Source organism: Comamonas sp. E6 (assembly GCF_001010305.1).
GTDB lineage: Bacteria > Pseudomonadota > Gammaproteobacteria > Burkholderiales > Burkholderiaceae_C > Comamonas > Comamonas thiooxydans.
In genome coordinates this window covers 189,125-209,010 of sequence record NZ_BBXH01000005.1, presented here as the reverse complement: position 1 = coordinate 209,010, position 19,886 = coordinate 189,125, and the positions used below count along the sequence as shown (strand labels likewise).

The 19,886-nt window shown below is 62.0% G+C and carries 21 protein-coding genes; 16 read left to right on the top strand and 5 right to left on the bottom strand.

Features of this window, described 5'->3' with window-relative positions; all coding sequences use genetic code 11:
* The first annotated feature begins 36 nt into the window (after positions 1-36).
* Positions 37-531: a GNAT family N-acetyltransferase gene (locus CSE6_RS01975; RefSeq protein WP_059439783.1), complete on the top strand. Its 495-nt coding sequence runs from the start codon at positions 37-39 to the stop codon at positions 529-531.
* Positions 532-719: 188 nt separating this feature from the next.
* Entirely contained in the window at positions 720-1,058 is a 339-nt protein-coding gene (locus CSE6_RS01970; RefSeq protein ID WP_034357382.1) for an H-NS family nucleoid-associated regulatory protein, read from the top strand.
* A 13-nt stretch (positions 1,059-1,071) separates the two neighbouring features.
* Here CSE6_RS01970 and CSE6_RS01965 read toward each other — a convergent pair whose 3' ends face one another.
* Positions 1,072-3,714, bottom strand: coding sequence for a chemotaxis protein CheW (locus tag CSE6_RS01965; protein WP_233425100.1), 2,643 nt, complete (start codon positions 3,712-3,714; stop codon positions 1,072-1,074).
* Positions 3,715-3,960: 246 nt separating this feature from the next.
* Between CSE6_RS01965 and groES the strand changes: the two genes are divergently transcribed.
* Together groES and groL are read left to right on the top strand one after the other, a co-directional pair.
* A complete protein-coding gene (gene groES, locus CSE6_RS01960; RefSeq protein WP_003058782.1) occupies positions 3,961-4,251 on the top strand; it encodes a co-chaperone GroES in 291 nt (96 codons plus the stop codon).
* A gap of 93 nt (positions 4,252-4,344) precedes the next feature.
* A complete protein-coding gene (groL, locus tag CSE6_RS01955) occupies positions 4,345-5,988 on the top strand; it encodes a chaperonin GroEL (RefSeq protein WP_003061955.1) in 1,644 nt (547 codons plus the stop codon).
* Between the two features lie 158 nt (positions 5,989-6,146).
* On the opposite strand, the gene CSE6_RS01950 is transcribed toward groL, so the two are convergent.
* Both CSE6_RS01950 and CSE6_RS01945 read right to left on the bottom strand, forming a co-directional pair.
* On the bottom strand, positions 6,147-7,316 hold the full coding sequence (locus CSE6_RS01950) for a porin (RefSeq protein ID WP_034357378.1): 1,170 nt from the start codon (positions 7,314-7,316) through the stop codon (positions 6,147-6,149).
* Positions 7,317-7,545: 229 nt separating this feature from the next.
* A complete protein-coding gene (locus CSE6_RS01945) occupies positions 7,546-8,604 on the bottom strand; it encodes a porin (RefSeq protein ID WP_034357376.1) in 1,059 nt (352 codons plus the stop codon).
* Between the two features lie 330 nt (positions 8,605-8,934).
* On the opposite strand from CSE6_RS01945, the gene coq7 reads away from it, so the two are divergent.
* On the top strand, positions 8,935-9,552 hold the full coding sequence (gene coq7 / locus CSE6_RS01940) for a 2-polyprenyl-3-methyl-6-methoxy-1,4-benzoquinone monooxygenase (RefSeq protein ID WP_034357373.1): 618 nt from the start codon (positions 8,935-8,937) through the stop codon (positions 9,550-9,552).
* A 60-nt stretch (positions 9,553-9,612) separates the two neighbouring features.
* Here the strand turns inward: coq7 and CSE6_RS01935 are convergent, their stop codons facing one another.
* Positions 9,613-10,065, bottom strand: coding sequence for an OsmC family protein (locus CSE6_RS01935; RefSeq protein ID WP_012837016.1), 453 nt, complete (start codon positions 10,063-10,065; stop codon positions 9,613-9,615).
* 383 nt (positions 10,066-10,448) lie between these two features.
* Here CSE6_RS01935 and ilvA point away from each other — a divergent pair, with 383 nt between their 5' ends.
* The 3 genes from ilvA (at position 10,449) to CSE6_RS01920 (ending at position 13,509) form a co-directional block, all read left to right on the top strand.
* Entirely contained in the window at positions 10,449-12,002 is a 1,554-nt protein-coding gene (gene ilvA, locus CSE6_RS01930) for a threonine ammonia-lyase, biosynthetic (RefSeq protein ID WP_034357371.1), read from the top strand.
* Between the two features lie 108 nt (positions 12,003-12,110).
* The gene (locus tag CSE6_RS01925) at positions 12,111-12,938 is read left to right on the top strand and encodes an adenosylcobinamide-GDP ribazoletransferase (RefSeq protein WP_059439782.1); all 828 of its coding nucleotides are present in this window, start codon (positions 12,111-12,113) and stop codon (positions 12,936-12,938) included.
* A gap of 7 nt (positions 12,939-12,945) precedes the next feature.
* A complete protein-coding gene (locus CSE6_RS01920; RefSeq protein WP_059439781.1) occupies positions 12,946-13,509 on the top strand; it encodes a histidine phosphatase family protein in 564 nt (187 codons plus the stop codon).
* Here CSE6_RS01920 and CSE6_RS01915 read toward each other — a convergent pair.
* Positions 13,502-13,972 (bottom strand): general secretion pathway protein GspC, encoded by a 471-nt coding sequence (locus CSE6_RS01915; protein WP_034357363.1) that lies wholly within the window; start codon positions 13,970-13,972, stop codon positions 13,502-13,504. The genes CSE6_RS01920 and CSE6_RS01915 overlap by 8 nt on opposite strands.
* Positions 13,973-14,042: 70 nt before the next feature.
* Between CSE6_RS01915 and gspG the strand changes: the two genes are divergently transcribed.
* The 8 genes from gspG to gspN all read left to right on the top strand — a co-directional run bounded on the left by gspG (position 14,043) and on the right by gspN (position 19,886).
* A complete protein-coding gene (gspG, locus tag CSE6_RS01910) occupies positions 14,043-14,471 on the top strand; it encodes a type II secretion system major pseudopilin GspG (RefSeq protein ID WP_083994671.1) in 429 nt (142 codons plus the stop codon).
* Between the two features lie 232 nt (positions 14,472-14,703).
* Positions 14,704-15,111 carry a type II secretion system protein GspH gene (locus tag CSE6_RS01905; RefSeq protein WP_054074450.1) on the top strand — a complete coding sequence of 136 codons (408 nt, stop codon included), beginning with the start codon at positions 14,704-14,706 and terminating at the stop codon, positions 15,109-15,111.
* Positions 15,108-15,473, top strand: a complete 366-nt coding sequence (gene gspI / locus CSE6_RS01900) for a type II secretion system minor pseudopilin GspI (RefSeq protein WP_034357356.1) — start codon at positions 15,108-15,110, stop codon at positions 15,471-15,473. The genes CSE6_RS01905 and gspI overlap by 4 nt, the downstream gene beginning before the upstream one ends.
* Before the next feature lie 3 nt (positions 15,474-15,476).
* Positions 15,477-16,169, top strand: a complete 693-nt coding sequence (locus CSE6_RS01895) for a type II secretion system protein J (RefSeq protein ID WP_080746943.1) — start codon at positions 15,477-15,479, stop codon at positions 16,167-16,169.
* A 65-nt stretch (positions 16,170-16,234) separates the two neighbouring features.
* Positions 16,235-17,236: a type II secretion system minor pseudopilin GspK gene (gene gspK / locus CSE6_RS01890; protein WP_059439779.1), complete on the top strand. Its 1,002-nt coding sequence runs from the start codon at positions 16,235-16,237 to the stop codon at positions 17,234-17,236.
* Positions 17,237-17,281: 45 nt separating this feature from the next.
* Positions 17,282-18,508 (top strand): type II secretion system protein GspL, encoded by a 1,227-nt coding sequence (gene gspL / locus CSE6_RS01885; protein ID WP_059439778.1) that lies wholly within the window; start codon positions 17,282-17,284, stop codon positions 18,506-18,508.
* Positions 18,505-19,047 (top strand): type II secretion system protein GspM, encoded by a 543-nt coding sequence (gene gspM / locus CSE6_RS01880; protein ID WP_059439777.1) that lies wholly within the window; start codon positions 18,505-18,507, stop codon positions 19,045-19,047. The genes gspL and gspM overlap by 4 nt, the downstream gene beginning before the upstream one ends.
* An 8-nt stretch (positions 19,048-19,055) precedes the next feature.
* Complete coding sequence (gene gspN / locus CSE6_RS01875) at positions 19,056-19,886, top strand: type II secretion system protein N (RefSeq protein ID WP_059439776.1); 831 nt, start codon at positions 19,056-19,058, stop codon at positions 19,884-19,886.

The following is a 19,886-nucleotide window of genomic DNA, read 5'->3' as shown; positions in this document are numbered from 1 at the left end:
CCATCAAGCGCTTGAGCCACTTTTTCCTAATATTTAATGAGCCAGCTCCATATCCGCCCCGCCACCGAGCAAGACATCGACCTGATCCTGCACTTCGTACGCGAACTCGCCATCTATGAAAAGGCCGAGCACGAAGTCAAGGCCACGCCCGACCATGTGCGTCGCACGCTGTTCTGCGCCAACCCGGCTGTCTTCGGCCTGATCTGCGAGATTGACGGCCAGGCCGTGGGCTTTGCCGTGTATTTCTTCAACTATTCCACCTGGCAGGGCCTGCATGGCCTGTATCTGGAAGATCTGTACATCACGCCTGACGCCCGCGGCCACGGCGCCGGCAAGGCCCTGCTCCAGCATCTGGCCCGGATCGCCATGGAAAAGGACTGCGGCCGCTTTGAATGGAGTTGCCTGGACTGGAACACGCCCTCCATCAAGTTCTATGACAGCCTGGGCGCCCTGCCACAGACCGAGTGGATCCGCTATCGCATGACGGGCTCGGCCCTGCAGGCCATGGCCACGGGTGACAAACAGGCTTGAGCCCCAGGCCGGATCATCCAGAGTGATGTGTGCAGCCCTTCGAAGTGATGCGCGCCCCTTTGCAGATTGAGTGTACGCAACATCAACAATGCGGCGCGTTCGCGCTTGCGCCAAAATGAATGGTTTTGCAAAACAATAACAAAGGCGGCAATCAGTGCTGACCTTTCACACTATCTCTGGAATCCAGAATGCCAAGCTATCAAGAACTCATCGCTCAGAAAAATGCGCTGGACAAGCGCATCGAAGAAGCGCGCAGCACCGAAGCCAAGGAAGCCCTGGCCACCGTCAAGCAACTGATCGCCACCTTCGGCTTTACCTCTCAGCAGGTTTTCCCCTGGAAGCCTGAAGAAAAGAAAAAGGTCGAGGCCAGGTACTACGACCCCGAAAGTGGTGCGACCTGGACCGGCCGCGGCAAGCCCCCAAAGTGGATCGAAGGCAAGGATCGCGGCCAGTACGAGATCAAGACCACGCCCAGCGTGGACTTCAGCGCGCCGCGCGACGAAAAAAACCCGTTCCCGGTTCAATAAGCAGCCCGGCCGTTCAGCCGCCAGCAGCCTGCTCCGCCGGCTGCGGTGCCTTGAGCATGCGCACCAGGGCCGCCACGTTCAGGCACTGGATGAGCAAATCGCCGTCATTGGCCCGGATCAAGCGGTCAACCAGCTGATCCGCCGCACCCGCCATTGCAGGGGCCAGTCGCAGCTGCCCGCTCTCGAATCGCGCCACCCCTTCGAGATCGCTGACCAGCACACCCAGCTTGAGCCCCCTGTGCTCCAGCACGATCACCTGGCTTTGCGCCGTCCTGGTCACGGGCTTGCCAAAAAGCAGCTCCCCCAGATCGAATACCCAGACATAGCCAGCCACAACCCCTTGGCTGCGCCGCGCCAGCGTGCCCACGCAATGCGGCAAGCGACCGGCTGAAACGGGGGCGATGGCCGAGGCACTCTGAGCCTCGAGCACGCAGGCAGCATCCACGGCGAGCACGCTGCACCCCACAAAAAAGGTCGCCATCTCCATGCCCGCGGCACTGCCCTGGCTGGCCGCCGCCAGGCTTTGCACCCTGGTGTTGCGGCGAGAGACGGCCGCCAGCGCATCGTCCTGCACGGCACCAAACGCCTGCACGGACAAGGCCAGCACCTCTTCGCTATAGCCGTCGCTGCGCTTGAACTCCCGGTAACCGCTGCCCGCCGTGATCGCCACCACGCAATACTGGCCCTGATACACCATGGCGCGGGCCATGCTCTGTCCAGATGCCAGGGCCAGCATCTGCGGCGGCAGATCCAGCTGCATGCCCGGCTGCAGCTGCACATCCGAGGAAGACATGACCAGGCCCGAGCGGTTCAGATAGGCCACCCGCCTGCCGCCTGCCGCCTGAACACCGGTCACGCCCTCAAGCATGGCCTTGAATTCACGCTGTGCATGGAACACCAGGCCGATTCCGCCCAGCACCACGCCATCGGCATTGCGTATGGCCGCGTGATAGACATAGGTCGGGCCGTCCTCCTCGTGCTGAACACAAGGGCGCCATGGCGAGACGTGATAGGCCTGGGTCCCGCCCAGCGCCAGAACCTGGTGCAGGCTGTCCGTCTCTATATAGGTGCCCAGCAGCCCACGGATCTCGGCATCGGGGCGGCCTCGCTGACTGACGGCCACGACCCTGCCGCGAACGTCATAGACCATGATTTGCTGGTAGACCGTATACAGGTCGTGAATGGCGGTGAGCAGCGCACAGGCCTCGCTCACCTGATCCGGGGCCGTCTCGCCCAAGGCCAGGTCCTCGAGCAATTCGGACAGCTGCGGCGTCAAGGCCCACCAGCGGCAGTCGTTGGCACGCTCATAGAGATTGCGATCGAGCAGATCCACCAGCAGACTGGTCAACAGGCTGTTGTCTCTCAGTGCGGTGTTGAGCACCGTGCCGTAGAGCGCATCGATGGACTGGGAGAAGACCTCGTTGGTCCGCGCCCCCGTCTCGCCAATCTGCTCCAGCACGGCCTGCAGCCGCGTGTTGTCCATCTGCTTGCCTGCTGTCATGACGCGGCCGTTCCAGACCACACGACGTATGGTGTCCGCTGCGCTGCGTATGGCATGCAGGGGTGGGCAGAAGCGATGTGCATGTGCCAGCAGGCCCTGGGCCACCGCGGCATCCAGCCCATCCAGACCTGCTTGCGATTGAAGACCGAAGGCCAGCTCCAGCGGCGTCATGATCTGCGCCCGCCAGCCCTGGGGGCCCATATAGCCTTGATAGCCTGCCGAGGCCGCCGATTGCACCAGATAGGTGCGTCCTCCATGTACATACAGCGAATCCGCACCATCACGGTGAGGCCGCACGTTCGCACCCACACCAATCCAGTGCGGATCGCTGCTGGCCAGCACCAGTCCCCGATCATCGAGCAACAGGGCGATGCTGGTCTGAGCTTCGGGCGCGCCGCTACCGTCTGTCCGGTCTCGGCCGCTCCAGATGCCTTGCATCTCGCCATCAAAGTCAAAACACAGGCACAGCACGCCAATAGGCTGGCGGTTGCCGGCGTGCAGCATGCGATGCGCATAGATCAACGCGCTGCCGTGCCCTGGCAGCAGGTCGGTGGCACCGAAACTCTGCACAAAGCCCGGGCTTTGCAGAGCGCGGGCAATCAATGTATCCCGGCATGGCTGATCTGCGGCCTGACTCCTCTCGCGCGCACTCGCTCGCACCCGACCTTCGGCATCCAGCAGCAGAATGTCCGCGTAGACCGTGTACTTGCTTCGGTAGGCACGCAGACGCTGGGTGATGGCCGCCTCGTCGCCATCCGCTGCGGCCATGAACTGGCACAGCATGGCGTCGGTCGCCAGAAACCCCACGTCGGCCGTGCGCTCGTAGAGATTGCGCACCAGGGTATCGATCAGATGCTGTGCCTGACTGGCCAGCCCCGCTGTCACCCCCGTCACCGCCTGCATCACCATGGACTGCACCAGCTCCTGCTCCAGCCGCTCGAAGCCGCCACGCGTGGCGGCCATCATGGGCAACAAGGCCTGCGCTTCCTGAGGGCAATTCATCTTGGCTGAGGACTCTATGAGCCGCCACATCAGATTCAGCTCCCTGAGCGAACTCTCGCAGCGCCCGACCTGGCGCATATGAGGAATGAAGACGTCTGTCTGCAGCAGATCCTGGGCGCGCTGCGCCGGGGCAGTCATGGTTTCTAGAGGCATGTTCTGCCAGAGCAAAAGCCAGGCCTATTTGTAAAAACACGTTACACATGACTAAGAACAAACCCTGTTTCCTCGCAGATTTGTCCTGCGAACGGCTGGGGAGAGGTCTTGAAAGCGCGAGAAATTGCCTTATTATTAGCACTCAATGGGGTTGAGTGCTAACAGCTTGACCCTAGATATTCCGAATGTCGGCCAGGATGGCTGGCAAGTCTTGTTTCAACTTTGTTGATGTATTTAGGAGTTGGTATGAACCTGCGTCCCCTGCACGATCGCGTGATCGTCAAGCGCCTCGAAAACGAAACCAAGACAGCCTCGGGCATCGTGCTCCCTGATGCTGCCACCGAGAAGCCTGACCAGGGCGAAGTGCTGGCTGTGGGTCCCGGCAAGCGCAATGACAAGGGCGAGCTGATCGCTCTGAACGTGAAGGTCGGCGACCGCGTTCTGTTCGGCAAGTACTCTGGCCAAACCGTGAAGATCCACGGCGACGAGCTGCTGGTCATGAAGGAAGACGACCTGTTCGCAGTCGTCGAGAAGTAATCCTTCCCGAACACCTCCCCCTCTTCATGGCTGTCGGCGACTGATTGACAAGTGCTGGCAGCCCAATTGAACCTCATTCTTTAGGAGCCAAAAATGGCAGCAAAAGACGTAGTTTTCGGCGGTGAAGCACGTGCACGCATGGTTGAAGGCGTGAACATCCTGGCTAACGCAGTCAAGGTTACCCTGGGCCCCAAGGGTCGCAATGTGGTGCTGGAGCGCTCCTTCGGCGCCCCCACCGTGACCAAGGACGGCGTGTCCGTGGCCAAGGAAATCGAACTCAAGGACAAGCTGCAGAACATGGGCGCCCAGCTCGTGAAGGAAGTGGCCTCCAAGACCAACGACATCGCTGGTGACGGCACGACCACCGCTACCGTGCTGGCCCAAGCCATCGTGCGCGAAGGCTCCAAGTACGTGGCCGCCGGTCTGAACCCCATGGACCTGAAGCGCGGCATCGACAAGGCTGTCGCCGCCCTGGTGGAAGAGCTGAAGAAGCAATCCAAGGCCACCACCACTTCCAAGGAAATCGCTCAAGTGGGCACGATCTCCGCCAACTCCGACTCCGACGTGGGCGAAATCATCGCTCAAGCCATGGACAAGGTCGGCAAGGAAGGCGTGATCACCGTTGAAGAAGGCAAGAGCCTGGCCAACGAACTGGATGTCGTCGAAGGCATGCAATTCGACCGCGGCTACCTGTCGCCCTACTTCATCAACAACCCCGAAAAGCAAGCCGCGATTCTGGACAACCCCTTCGTGCTGCTGTTCGACAAGAAGATCAGCAACATCCGCGACCTGCTGCCCACGCTGGAAGCTGTGGCCAAGGCCGGCCGTCCCCTGCTGATCATTGCCGAAGACGTCGAAGGCGAAGCCCTGGCGACTCTGGTGGTGAACACCATCCGCGGCATCCTGAAGGTTGTGGCTGTGAAGGCTCCCGGCTTCGGCGACCGTCGCAAGGCCATGCTGGAAGACATCGCCATCCTGACTGGCGGCAAGGTCATCGCTGAAGAAGTGGGCCTGTCGCTGGACAAGGTGACTCTGGAAGATCTGGGCCAGGCTGCTCGCGTCGAAATCGGCAAGGAAAACACCACCATCATCGACGGTGCTGGCGCTGCTGACGAAATCGAAGCCCGCGTGAAGCAAATCCGCATCCAGATCGAAGAAGCCACTTCCGACTACGACCGTGAAAAGCTGCAAGAGCGCGTGGCCAAGCTGGCCGGCGGTGTTGCCGTGATCAAGGTTGGCGCTGCCACCGAAGTCGAAATGAAGGAAAAGAAGGCCCGCGTGGAAGACGCCCTGCACGCTACCCGCGCTGCTGTGGAAGAAGGCATCGTGGCCGGCGGTGGCGTGGCCCTGCTGCGCGCCAAGCAAGCCGTTGGCGCCCTGGCTACCGGCAATGCCGAACAAGACGCCGGCATCAAGCTGGTGCTCAAGGCTATCGAAGCACCTCTGCGCGAAATCGTGGCCAACGCCGGTGGCGAGCCCTCGGTGGTCGTGAACGCCGTGCTGAACGGTTCCGGCAACTACGGCTTCAACGCTGCCAACGACACCTACGGCGACATGCTGGAAATGGGTATCCTGGATCCCACCAAGGTGACTCGCACTGCTCTGCAGAACGCCGCTTCCGTGGCTTCCCTGCTGCTGACCACCGAGTGCATGATCGCCGAAGCCCCCAAGGCTGACGCAGCTCCTGCCATGCCCGATATGGGCGGCATGGGCGGCATGGGCGGCATGGGCATGTAATTGCTCTGCTGCTGACCTGGTGGTTTGCTCCACCTGGTTTGCCCACAACAAAAAGGCCGCATTTGCGGCCTTTTTCTTTTGCACCGAGCTTCACGAGCTGCTCCGAGCATAAAAAAGCCAGCCGATACCGGGCTGGCTTTTTTATCCAGAGATTCGCCTTAGAAACGATGACGCAGACCGATGGTGATACCGGTACGCTTTTTCGCGCCATTGGCATCAAGCATCACGCCCGCACCGCCTTTGGTCTTGGTGTGATCCACCGCGAAATAGGCATCCGTGCGCTTGGAGAAGGCATAGTCAGCCACGGCAACGATAAAGTCGGCCTTGCCATTGAAGGCGCCAGTCGCCGATCCCGATTGCTTGGCATGGTAGTAATGCAGACCTGCATTGAGCTGCGGCGTGACCTGGTAGCCAAAACCGACCTTGAACATCTCACGCTTGTTGGCAAAATTTCCGGGCGCATTACCTGCGATAAAGCCACCATTGGAAGAGCCTGTCCAATATGCATTGAGCAGGCCGGCGTCAAAAATGGCACCAGCCCCCGCAGCACCGAGACTATCCTTGACCTTGTTCTGGCCGTAACCAGCCATCAGATACAGAGGCCCGGTGCGATAGGAGCCGCCCAGTGTCCAGGCATCCACATCGGTGCCGGCCGGCAAGGTGGAGCGCTGGAAAGCACCACCCACAGAAATGCCATTGGCAGAATAGCGCAGATAGCCGCCTGCGGTTTTCAATGCCAGACCACCTGGCGTCATATCAATACTGCCACCCTTCTTGGCAAAGGTATTTCCTTCGTCAAAAGAATACTGCAGCCCTGCACGAACCGGCCCGAACTCGGCAACGTACTTCAGCATATTGTTTGCACGCGCGCCGAGAGACATGCCGATTTCAGGCTTGTAGGCATCCATATAAGGCGAATATGGGAACGATGCATAGGTAGAAGTCACCAGATCAAACAGCACGTTGTATTGGCGCCCCATGGTCACCTGACCAAAACTGGTGCTGCGCAAGCCCACCCAGGACTGCGCAAAGTAAGGTTGAGCGGTGCTGGGCGTGCCCGAATCCGTCCAGAAACGATTTTCCAGATTGGCAATAGCCGACAAGCCTCCACCCAGATCTTCCTTGATATTGATACCCCAGCGGCTCTCCGACATGCCGCCACCGATCATTTTGGTCAGACCACTTTTATTCGGACCCTCATTAGTCGTGTGACGAATCGCTGCATCCACAATGCCATACAGTTGCACGCTGCTTTGTGCATAAGCAATCGTCCCCAGCGAACCCAGCACAGCCAAAGCCAATGTTTTTTTCACAAATGAAGATGTCATTGTGTTGCCTCTCTCTTAATTCAATTCGCAAACAGTTGGTGGAAAATTCATTCTAGAAATGCTTTCCTCAACCGCGCGAGCATTGGCACAAGCGCAACACAGGCCTTTCCCTCTGGGGGCAAACCTCTCAGCAAACACCCTTTCAGGTTTAACCCCAGAAATAAAAAAGGCCTGTCTTTCGACAGGCCTTTTGGCTTTTAAGCAGTTACTGGCTTACGCCAGCAATTGATTAGAAAGCGTGGCGGATACCAACTTGCACACCAGCTTGGTTCATGCCAGTGCCATTAGCCTTCATGCCAACGGTGTCGCTCACACCCTTGGCAGCCAGAGCCATGGAGGAACCGTCTTGGTTCTTCAGGTAAGCAACAGTACCGTACAGAGCAGTGCGCTTGGACAGGTTGTGCACATAGCCCAGCGACAGTTGGTGAGCCTTGGCAGGACCTTGTTGGTCGTAGTAAGCGTACTGAGCCTTCACTTCGCCCACGCCACCCACGGGAGCGGACACGCCCAGCAGGTAGTTACGGAACTTGGCGCTGGAACCAGCATCGGGCTTGTACTTGATCTGCTGTGCCAGACCTGTCACCTTGGCCACGCCGAAGTTGTAAGAAGCGCCGATGGACATTTCATCACGGTCGCCAGCAGAACCCTTCAGGTTGCCGTATGCAGCAGTCACGCTCAGGGGGCCGTTGTCGTAGCCAACGTTACCACCAGCGTAGCGGCCAGACTTAGTACCAGCAACAGCCTTCTCGTCGAAAGCGTAGCTCACATTAGCTGTGAAGCCGCTGAAGTTAGGCAGAGAGTAGGACACCATGTTGTTAGCACGGATGGTGTTTGTGTCGCCAGAAGCGGCGAAACCACCAACGGTAGACCAACGGCTGTAGCCCATGTTTTGGCCGATACCGGTAGCGCCGAACAGGTCATACTTCAGACCAGCACGGAAAGTGGGGGTGGTTTCACGACCCAGGCGAACTTCACCGAAGTTGCCCGACAGACGCACGGTGGATTCGCGCTTGAAGTCGAAGCCCGAAGCATTGCCAGTGTCGCCGAAGATTTCGCCTTCCAGCCAGAAGCCAGCCTTCAGACCGCCACCCAGGTCTTCAGTGCCGCGCAGGCCCAGACGGCTGGTAGCGTTACCGCTTGTACCAACACCGTACTTTGCATCCTTGCCGTCAGCGTTGTCCACATAGGAAACGCCAGTGTCAACGATACCAAACAGGGTCACGGAAGATTGAGCCATTGCGGCGCCGGAAGCGGCCAGCACTGCCAGGGCGATCAGAGATTTTTTCATTACGAGTTACTCCAAGGTTTAGAAGGGCGCCGGTTCTATGGGAGAGAGACTTGAGCCTCGAGCTCCACCGGTTTCCCGCGCCAACCTCCTGGTGGGGAAGTTGGGTCTATTGCACCAGACCACCGAGCCCAGCGCAAAGGAATTCACCCAAAACTGCTCGATTCGGCGCGTTTTCGTTGCACTACCGCAACAAACACCAAGCCGCACTAGCGGGCACACCCTTAGGGGTTCCTGCCTAGGATTGCCCCAGCGCAAGTTGCGGATGAGCCACTCTGGTGTACCTTATGTGCATTGACGCCAGACAGGCGCCGCACTGAGTTCTTTTTAGCCATGGACAAGTTACTGACCGCTGCCGACGCAGCTCTTCGCACTCTGTTTGCCGACCCGGTGGCCGCAGAGCGCTCGCCTGCCGCAGGGATCGCCGAAGCCGATCTGAGCGATGAACAGCGCAAGCTCTCCGCAGCCTTGATGCGCGTCAATCATGTGGGCGAGGTCTGCGCTCAGGCGCTATACAACGCTCAGGCCATGGTGACCAAGGACATGGAGTTGCGCGAGCATCTGCTGCATGCCGCTCGCGAGGAAATGGACCATCTGGCCTGGACCCGCGAACGCCTGCATGCCCTGGGTGACAGACCCTCGTTGCTGAACCCGCTGTGGTTTGCTGGCGCTTTTGCCATTGGCACGATTGCCGCCAAATTCAGCGATGCCGCCAGTCTGGGCTTTGTGGTCGAGACAGAAAATCAGGTTTCTGCCCACCTGGCAAGCCATCTGGGTCGCCTGCCCGAGGAGGACGAGGCTTCGCGTGCCGTAGTCGAGCGCATGAAGGATGACGAAGAGCGTCATGCCGCAGCAGCGATCGACGAAGGTGCAATGCAACTGCCCCCGATTGCCCAGGGGCTGATGCGTGTGGCGGCCAAAGTCATGACGATTACAGCGCATCGCATCTGATTAGCGCCTGTTCAACAAAAACGGGCCGTTGAGGCCCGTTTTTTCGATCGAACGTCCAGTTCAGGCTTCGACGATGTCAAAACCCGTCGTGATTTCGGCCGTCTTGCCCAGCATGATGGTGGCCGAGCAGTATTTGTCGTGGCTCATGGCGATGGCGCGTTCGACGGCTCCGGCAGGCAGGTTCTTGCCGCTGACCGTGAACTGCATGTGGATCTTGGTGAACACCTTGGGGTCGGTCTCGGCGCGCTCGGAAGTCAGCTGCACGCTGCAGCCCTTCACATCGTGACGGCCACGCTTGAGGATGAGCACCACGTCGTAGGCCGTGCAGCCGCCGGCGCCGGCCAGCAGCATCTCCATGGGGCGAGGAGCCTGATTGCGACCGCCATTGGCCGGGTTCTTCTCGTCCGGTGCGCCGTCCATATTGACCACATGGCCGCTGCCGGTCTCTGCCACAAAGCCCATGCCCGAGCGCGTTCCGGTGGCCGCGCCTGTCCAACTAACCGTGCATTCCATTGTTTTTCCTCTCAAAACTGTTGCAATTTTGCATCAAATACATAAAAACCCGAATCTTTTGATGCACAGAAAACACAAGCCTCATACAATACAACCCAAGCGTTACCTGTGAGGTCAAACCCGCAGGCAGACTGCAGATTACTGGTTAACACCAATCTGTATCGCACCATTTGTCTCCTCCACCTCCTCTAATGGTGGATTCAGCCCCTAGCTCCTGAGCTAGGGGCTTTTTTTCGTGCCTACTCATCCTGCTTCTCAGAGCAGCAGCATGCACCTCTTGAGCGAGTACTGCAGCGCAGCAAGCAAGCGCCTATCATGGTCGGCTTCCATGCACCCGGCAGGCTGATTACCCTGGCTCTGGTGCTCTGCTTTCGATTTGCACCATGACTCAAGCCCTGACCCCTGCCGATTATCTGACTCGCATCCTCAATGCACGCGTCTATGACGTGGCCGTGGAGTCGGATCTGGACATTGCCAAGAACCTCAGCCGCCGCCTGCACAACAAAGTGCTTCTGAAGCGCGAGGACCAGCAGCCCGTGTTCAGCTTCAAGTTGCGCGGCGCCTATAACAAGATGGCCAATCTGACGGCCGAGCAGCTGCAAAAGGGCGTGATCTGCGCGAGCGCGGGCAACCATGCCCAGGGTACGGCCATGAGCGCCAAGAAGCTGGGTTGCCGCGCCGTGATCGTGATGCCCACCACCACGCCCCAGGTGAAGATCGATGCCGTGATCGCCCTGGGCGGCGAGGCGGTGCTGGCCGGGGAAAGTTACTCGGACGCCTACAAACACGCCGTCAAGCTGCAGAAGTCCGAGGGCCTGACCTTTGTCCACCCCTTTGACGACCCCGATGTGATTGCCGGCCAGGGCACCATCGCCATGGAGCTGCTGCGCCAGCTGCAAAAGCTGGGCAGCCAGCGTCTGGATGCCATCTTCGTGCCCATCGGCGGCGGCGGCCTGATTGCCGGCGTTGCCAACTACATCAAGGCCGTGCGCCCCGAGGTGAAGGTGATCGGCGTGCACACCAAGGACTCGAACGCCATGATGCAGTCCGTGCAGGCGGGCGAGCGCGTGGAACTGGCCGATGTGGGCCTGTTCGCCGACGGCACCGCCGTGAAGCTGGTGGGAGCGGAAACCTTCCGTGTCACCCAGGGCCTGGTGGATGACTATGTGACCGTGGACACCGATGCCGTCTGCGCCGCCATCAAGGACATCTTCACCGACACCCGCTCCATCGTCGAGCCCTCGGGCGCCCTGGGCGTGGCGGCCATCAAGCAGTATGTGGCCAAGCACAAGACCAAGGGCGAAACCTACGCCGCCATACTGAGCGGCGCCAATATGAACTTCGACCGCCTGCGCTTTGTGGCCGAGCGCGCCGAAGTCGGCGAGGAGCGCGAAGCCCTGTTCGCCGTCACCATCCCCGAAGAGCGCGGCAGCTTCAAGCACTTTTGCGAGGTGGTGGGCAAGCTGCCCGGCGGCCCGCGCAACGTGACCGAGTTCAACTACCGCATCAGCCACGACAGCAAGGCCCATGTGTTCGTGGGTCTGACCACGCCGACAAAGGGCGAGTCCGAGAAGATCTGCAAGAACTTCCAGAAGAACGGCTTTGAGGCACTCGACCTGACCTTTGACGAGATGGCCAAGGAACATCTGCGCCATATGGTGGGCGGCCACTCGCCGCTGGCACAGGACGAGCGCCTGCTGCGCTTTGTCTTCCCCGAGCGCCCCGGCGCGCTGTTCAAGTTCCTGAGCCTGATGGCGCCGACCTGGAATATCTCCCTGTTCCACTACCGCAACCAGGGCGCCGACTACGGCCGCATCCTGGTCGGCATGCAGGTGCCTGCCAAGGACCACAAGAAGTTCGACAGTTTCCTCAAAAACCTCGGCTATCCCTGGGTGGAGGAAACCAGCAATCCTGCGTACCAGTTGTTCCTGAAGTAAAACAAAAAAAGAAGCTGCCACCGCATTACCCACAATGATTTCAGATAGAAAAGAATCTGAAACATAGGAATATCAAGCGAAACCAGCTCCTTTTTTATTCACAACACCATGCAAGCCCTGCGCCACTATCTGCTGGCCGTCCAGTTCTTCAGCCGCATCCCCGTGGCCGGACGTCTGGCGGCCTGGGTGGGCTGGAGCCCCGAGATGCAGCGTGCCAGCGCCGCACATCTGCCGGGCGTGGGCTGGCTGGTGGGCCTGTGGGCCGCGCTGCTGCTGGCAGCCCTGCTCTGGCTGCTGCCGGCAAGCCCCTGGTCGCCGCTGGCGGCGGCGCTCATCAGCACCGCCGGCACCTTGTGGCTGACCGGCGGTTTTCATGAGGACGGCCTGGCCGACGTCGCCGACGGGCTGGGCGGCCTGGTCCCGCCCGAGCGCGCGCTGGAGATCATGAAGGACTCGCGCATAGGCGCCTATGGCGTGATGGCTCTGCTTATGGCACTGCTCACCAAGGTCGTGCTGATCGCCCTGCTGCTGTCCGTCATGCAGCCGTTCTGGGGACCGGCGCCGGTACTCATCCTCGTGTGCTGCATTCATGTGCTGTCGCGCTTTGCGCCGCTGGTGCTGATGCGCGGCCTGCCCCACGTCGGCCTGGCCGCGAGCAGCAAGACCCTGCATATCGCGGGCAGGCAACTGGGCTGGCAAGGCATGCTGACCGGCGGCCTCTGGTGTCTGCCGGCACTGGGTCTGTTGGGCTGGCTCGGCGTCTGGAGCTTTGTGCCCAGCCTGCTGGCTGCCATGCTGGTCACCACCTGGCTGATGAAGCGCTGGTTGCTGCAGCGCCTTGGCGGCATGACGGGCGACTGTCTGGGCGCCTGCCAGCAGCTCAATGAGCTGGCGCTGCTGCTGGCCAGCTGCATCTATCTGCGCCAGCTGCTATAGAACGGCCATGAAGACACTATGGCTGGTGCGCCACGCACGTCCCTTGATCGATACCGAGCGCTGTTATGGCCGCCTCGATATCGCCGCCGATGCACAAGCCACCCGGCAAGCTGCTCAGACCCTGCAGCAATCTCTGCAGCACCTGCATGGCAAGCTGCAGATCCGGCACTCGCCGCTACAAAGATGCAGGCAGTTGGCGTTGGATCTGCAGGTACTGGAGCCGGATTTCGTCTCCACCCCCGACGGCAGACTGCTGGAGATGGACTTCGGCCATTGGGAAGGCTTGCGCTGGAATGACATCGGCGAAGCTGCCATCGGTGCCTGGGCGCAGGATCTGGCGCGGCACGCACCCGGCGAGGGCGAATCACTGGCACAGATGCTGCAGCGCGTCCACGAGGCGCTGCAGGACGCGCTCAGCAGCGACAGCGAGCATATGGTGTGGATCTGCCATGCCGGTGTGGCACGCTGTGCGCAGTGGCTGCTGCAACATAGCCGCCGGCTGCCGCAAAGCCATGAATGGACCTTGCCGGCGCCCGCCTATGGACAGTGGCTGCAGCTCGAACTCAGTTGAAGCTGGCCATGGGCGGCCTGGGCAATTGCAGCACCGTGCTGGCCGGCCCGTTGGCAGGGCCCAGTCGCGCTTCGCGCGCCGCCAGAGATTGCAGAATCACGCCATCCTCCACGGCTTCACCTACACGCACGGCCTTGCTGCCCTTGCCTTCCACGGCGATCACCGCGGCACCGCCACCTGTTTCGTGCCCTGCCAGCACCCCCAGCAGCGCATAGCGGCTGGCCACTGGCGCGGCCACGGCGGCAACAGGCGCGGCGACCGCCCCCAAAGCCTTGGCCATGGCCTGGACATTGGCCTGTACCGGCTGCGCAGGCGGGACGACATGTAACTGCTCACTGCCACTGCCGACGAACCGGAGTGTCCAGAACACCACCACCGCAGCGGCAATCGCCCACAGCAGCAGGGTCGTGAGTTTGACCGGCATGGAAAGGCCCTGACCGGTATTGAAAGATTGCAGTCGCATTCGACGATTATGATGGTGCAATACTGCATTTTTCCTACAGTTTCCAATGAGCACCAACTGCCGTCATCCGATGTCTGCTATTCGCCACGCCGCATCGCGCGGCTTTACCCTGATCGAATTGATGGTGGTGCTGGTCATCATTGGCGTGCTGGCAGCGCTTATCGTGCCCAATGTGCTGGACCGCGCCGACGATGCGCGCGTGACCGCAGCCAAGACCGATATCGCTAATATCAACCAGGCGCTCAAGCTCTACCGCCTCGACAACCAGCGCTATCCAACGGCCGAACAGGGCCTGCAGGCGCTGGTAACCAAACCAACCACCGGCCCCGCTCCGCAGAACTGGAAGCCCTACCTGGAAAAGTTGCCCAATGACCCCTGGGGCAATCCTTATCAATACCTGAATCCAGGCGTGAAGGGCCCCATCGACATCATGTCCTTTGGCGCTGACGGCAAGGCCGGCGGCGAAGGCAAGGATGCGGATATTGGCTCCTGGCAATAGCAATGAGCCCCCACGCTCCCTCACAGCGTGTGGTCGCTGCCCCCAGAGGGGGCCCTGACCGGCTGGTGCCGGGGTTTGCCTTGGGGCGGCCCGGCGGCAACCCCGCATGCATCAAATGCCTGTAAAGCCGGCGCGCTCAGCCACAGGGACAGCCAGCAAGGGCCGCCCCGCAGCACAGGCTGTCGTCCCCCGGGGGGGAAGGCGCGCAGCGCTTCAGGGGGGATTCACACTCTTGGAGTTGCTGGTGGTGATTTCCATCATGGCGCTGGCGACGGCGGGTGTGAGCCTGGCCATACGCGACAGCGGCGAGCAGCAGCTCGAACGCGAGGCCCAGCGTCTGGCCACCTTGCTCGAATCGGCACGCGCCCAGGCCCGTACCAATGGCGCCCTGGTGGTCTGGCGCCCGATGCCGCAGGGCTTCCGGTTTGAAGGCCTGCCACCCAACGTCAAGATGCCCACTCAATGGCTGCAGACTCCTGTGCTGGTGCAGCCCAATACACCCGTGGTGCTGGGACCGGAGCCGCTGATTCCAAGACAGAGCATTACCTTGTCGCTGCCCGGCAGCAACTCGGCGCCACTGCGGCTGGCCACCGACGGGCTGCGCCCGTTCAGCATTCAAAATCTGCAGGTGACGCCATGAAGCCCGCCCTGCTGCAGCGCGGCTTCACGCTGATCGAGGTACTGGTCGCGGTCGGTATCGTCGGCGTCACCCTGCTGGCTGGACTTCAGGCCAGCAGCGCCCTGACGCGCAATGCCCAGCGCCAGTCCGACGTCATCCTGGCCCAGCTCTGCGCACAGAACGAACTGGTGCGACTGCGCCTGTTCAATCAGATGCCTGCCGTCGGCGACACCACCATCCAGTGCCAGCAGGCCGGCAGACAGATGCAGGTACAGCTCAGCGTGCGCCCTACGCCCAACCCCAGCTTCAGACGCGTGGATGCCCAGGTGTTTTCCGAGGCTGCTGCGGTGCTGCGCGTCTCCACCATCGTCGGTCGCTACTGAATCATGAGCAGCATGCGCAACAGAAACCAAGGTTTCACGCTGATCGAGCTGCTGGTCGCCCTGGCTGCCATGGCCCTGCTGTCCATCATGAGCTGGCGCGGCATCGACGGCATGCTGAGGGCGCAGGAAGTGACACGCGAGCAAGGTGAGCAACACGCCGTCATGCAGACCGTGCTGGCCCAGTGGAATGCCGACCTCAACGCGCTGATGCCGCTGCAGGGTCGCCAGGTGCTGGACTGGGACGGCCAGGTGTTGCGCCTGACGCGCAAGACCAGTGCAGCCGTCGACAACGGGGCGCTCATCGTGGCCTGGAGCCGTCGCAATGTCGATGGCCGCTTCCAATGGGTGCGCTGGCAATCGCTGCCCGCGCGCACGGTCAGCGAATGGAACGATGCCTGGAACCAGGCGGCCCAATGGGGCCGCAATCCTTCCAGCGACCAGATGCGCCGCGAGACCGTGCTGATCCCGCTTGATCTGTGGCGCGTCTACTACTACCGCAGCAACGCCTGGACCAACCCGCAGTCCAGCGATCAGGGCAGCGATGACGGCAGCAGCGTCGGCAGCGACGGCAACCCCGTGCTGCCCGTCGTGCCCGACGGCATACGCATAGAACTGACACTGCCCCCAGGCCGCGCGCTCAATGGAGTGATGACGGTGGACTGGGTCAACCCGCTGCGCTCGAACTCCAGATCATGAAATCCCCCCTGAGTCGCTTCGCGCCTTCCCTCCAGAGGGACAACGCCATCGCTGCGGGGCGGCCCATGCTCGGTGTTTCCGGCTTGGGGCGCGCCAGTTTCAGACACGCGCGCCAGCGCGGTGCAGCACTGCTGGCAGCCATGCTGACGGTGGTGCTGGTTGCCACCCTGGCCTCGGCCGCGCTCTGGCAGCAATGGCGCGATGTGGAAATCGAGACCGCCGAACGCAATCGTGTGCAGGCCAACTGGTTGCTGCTGGGCGCGCTGGACTGGTCGCGCGTGGTGCTGCAGGAGGACTCGCGCGCCAACCGCAGCAACCCGGTCGATCATCTGGGCGAGCCCTGGGCGGTGCCGCTGAAGGAGGCTCGCCTGTCCACATTTCTGGCAGCCAAGAACAATGTCAGCCAGGTCGATGACGGTCTTGCCGACATGCAGGACGCTTTTCTCTCGGGCGAGATCGTGGATCTGCAGTCGCGCCTGAATCTGCGCAATCTGCTCAGCGGGGCCGACTCGAGCGTGAAAGAGGAGAACCTCAAGCCTTTTCTGCGCCTGTTCGAGCGCCTGGGTCTGCCCGGCAGCTCCGTCATGCAGATCGCCACGGCCTTGCAGCAAGCCATGCGCGGCAAGAGCCAGACTGCGGCGCTGATGCCGCGCACCGTCGGGCAACTGGGCTGGCTGGGCGTCGATCCGCGCATCATCGCGCGCATCGAGCCCCATGTCTCGCTGTTGCCCGAGCGCACCATGGTCAATCTCAATACGGCCAGCGCCGAGGTCATCTGGGCCAGCACCGAGGACCTGGACTGGGCCCGCGCCAACCAGCTGGTGCAGTTGCGCGACGCCTCGCCTTTCAAGTCCCTGAATGCAGCGGCTGCGGCCATAGGGCTGACCGGCGTCTTCAACAGTGCCATGCACTCCGTGACCACCAGCTATTTCGAAGCCCGCGGTCGCCTGCGCCTCGGGGACAACGTCTTGAGCCAGCGTTCACTGATTCAGCGCAAGGACATGAACGTGACTACCCTGTGGCAGGAGCACGCCGACTGGGGTATGCCCGCAGTTGCCAGACCCTGACACCCTGATGTCACACTGCCCCCATAGAATGCTGCATCTTCCCTCATGAGCACATTGCTAATACAGCTGTCGGCGAAGCACGCCAACTCCGCCACGGAATATCTCTACGTCCTCAGCGACGATGGCCAAAGCATTCAGCGCAGCGGCCAGGCTGCGGCGTCCCTGCTGCCGGCCACGGGCCGCGCGGCCCAGATCACCGCCGTCATCCCGGTCGCTCAGCTGTCCTGGCATGCCGTCACCCTGCCTCCGGGACTGAATGTGCAAAGCCGGCGCCAGCAGCGTCTGCGCGCCGTGCTTGAGGGTTTGCTGGAAGAAAAGCTGCTCGATGAGCCGTCCGCCATGCACCTGGCACTGGACGCTGGCTCGGCGGCGGGTCAGACCTGCTGGGTGGCTGCCTGCGACAAGGGCTGGCTGCAATCCCATTTGCAGGCCCTGGAACAGCATGGTCATGCCGCCAGCCGTCTGGTGCCCGAACAATGGCCAAGCAGCAAGGCCCAGCTGCTTCTGTCGGGCGACAGCACCCAGCCCCAGCTGAGTGCCACCGGACTGGATGCACAGGCCTGCCTCGTCGTCCTGCCCCAGCATGCCGATGCCGGCCTGTTGCAGCCACTGCTGGCTCGCCTGCCCGAGGATCTGCCGGTGCTGGCCGAACCCCATCTGGCACGCAGCGCTGAGACACTGCAGCGCCCGGTCAGCATCTTCACCGCCGCCCAGCGGCTGCTGCAAAGCCATGGCTACGCGGGCGACCTGGCCCAGTTCGATCTGGACCTGGGCGGCAGCACCCGCGCCAAGCGCCGCCTGCTCGATGCCTGGCATGGTTTTGCCAAGGCTCCGCAATGGCGTGCTGCGCGCTGGGCTGCAGGCATTGCCGTCGTCGCCCAGCTGGTCGGACTCAACGCCTGGGCCTTCAGGGAAAACCGTGCCATCGAACTGCGCCAGCAGCAGGCCAAGCAGGTACTTCAGACCACCTTCCCTCACGTGCCCGTCATCATCGATGCTCCGGTACAGATGCAACGCGAACTGGATCTGCTGCGCAGCAGCTCCGGCGCACTGTCCGCCAGCGACCTTGAAGCCCTGCTGGCCGCTAGCGCCGGCATTCAGGGCGTGCAGAATGCCAAGAGCCTGCAATACCAGGACAAGCAGCTGCGTATCTCGGGTCTGGACCTGAGTCCCGAAGCAGTGGGCGACGCACAGCAAAGCCTGCAGGCCAATGGCTATATGCTGCAACGCGAAGGAACAGATCTGGTGCTCAGTGCAAAGGCTAGGCCATGAAGCAGAAGAACGCCTTGAAAACCGCATTGGCTCCGCTGCGCCAGCGCTGGAGCATCCTGGCCCAGCGCGAACAGAATCTGTTGCTGATCGCCGCCAGCGTCGTGCTGCTGGCCCTGCTCTGGTGGGTGGCGCTGGCACCGGCCCTGCACAGCCTGCGCACGGCCCCCGCACGCCATGCGGCAGCGGAGCGCGAGCTGCAGAACATGCTGCAGATGCAGGCCCAGGCCGAGCTGCTGCGCCAGCAGCCGCAGGGCAATAGCGCTGATGCGCGCACGCAGCTGGAGCAGTCGCTCAAGACCGAACTCGGCAGCAGCGCACAGTTGCAGTGGCTGGGCAACCGTGCCCAGGTCAGCCTGAGCAATGCCGCCGCTCCCGCCCTGGCCCGCTGGCTGGCACAGGTGCGTGACAACAACCATGCCTCGGTGGCCGAGATGAAGCTCAACCGCAATCTCGGCGAAAGCGTCGACGGCGCTGCCGTCACACGTTGGAGCGGCAATCTGCTGCTCGATTTGCCCGACAACGCAGGTGTACAGAATTAGCCGCGACCATGAGCCTGAGCACCTCACGCACCACCAGCAAAGCCTCGCGCAGACCGCGTGAGCCGGGCGATCCGCGTTCGCCGCGCCGCTGGGCAGTGGGCGGTACCTTGCTGGGTGCTCTGCTGACGGTGCTGGTCCAGGCTCCGGCGGCCTGGCTGGCCGCAGGCGTGCAATCGATCACAGCCGACCAGGTACAGCTGCAGGAGCCGCGCGGCACGCTCTGGCGCGGCTCGGCCAGGCTGGTGCTCACGGGCGGCAAGGACAGCCAGGACCAGAGCAGCCTGCCCACGCGCCTGAACTGGACACTGCGACCCGGCCTGAGCGGCGCCAGCATCAGCCTGCAAAGCGATTGCTGCACCAGCACCCCGATGCTGGCGCAGCTGCAGCCGGGCTGGAACGCCATGACGGTGCGCTTCAAGGACAGCGTGCTGCAACTGCCCGCCGACATGCTGGCCGGCCTGGGCACGCCCTGGAACACCGTGGCCCTGCAGGGCCAGTTGCGCCTGTCCACCGTCGGGCTGACGATGCAATATCGCGCCGGCCGGGCTACCAGCCAGGGCCTGACGCGGCTGGAAGCGCTGGCCGTATCGTCCAGGCTATCGTCGCTCAAGCCCCTGGGCAGCTACCGCCTCGATATACAGGGCGGAGACAATGCCCAGCTGAATCTGACCACGCTGGGCGGCGACCTGCAGCTCAGCGGCCAGGGCCAATGGGTGGGCTCGCGCCTGCATTTCAGTGGCGAAGCCTCTGCCAGCCCCGAGCGCGAAGCCGCTCTGTCGAATTTGCTCAATATCTTGGGGCGCCGCCAGGGTGCGCGCTCCATCATCACCTTTGGTTGA